The organism is Cupriavidus sp. 05N40, assembly GCF_056397305.1.
Window position 1 is genome coordinate 1 of the sequence record NZ_JBFTND010000475.1, and the last position, 462, is coordinate 462.

At 70.8% G+C, this 462-nt stretch carries 1 protein-coding gene; it reads left to right on the forward strand.

The window, feature by feature from the left end:
• Window positions 1-462: type VI secretion system tip protein TssI/VgrG (gene tssI, locus AC1DO7_RS41520; protein WP_477117610.1), on the forward strand; the 462-nt coding region annotated here is incomplete at both ends.

A 462-nucleotide genomic window follows, 5' to 3' on the forward strand; every position in this document is an offset into this window, starting at 1 on the left:
ACCGAATGGCGCGCCGAACCGTTGCCCAGGCCGTGCATCGAGGGGCCGCAATCGGCCACCGTGGTCGGCCCGGCCGGCGAAGAGATCTACTGCGACGAATGGGGCCGGGTCAAGGTGCAGTTCCCGTGGGACCGCCWGGGCAGGCACGACGAACACAGCTCCTGCTGGATCCGCGTGGCGCAGMACTGGGCCGGCGCCACCTGGGGCCACATCGCCATCCCGCGCATCGGCCAGGAGGTSATCGTCGACTTCTGGGACGGCGACCCGGACCAGCCGGTCATCACCGGCCGCACGTACCGATCGAACCAGTTGCGGTTTGCCGGCGCCACGCCGGAACACCCGCGCTGGAGCCGCATCCCCGGCGGCGCGCGCCTGCCGCAGCCGTCGCCGCCGGCGCTGACATTGACCGATGCCCTGTGGGAAGCCCTGGTTTCCGATCCGTTGCCGCATCAGTTGCTGCAC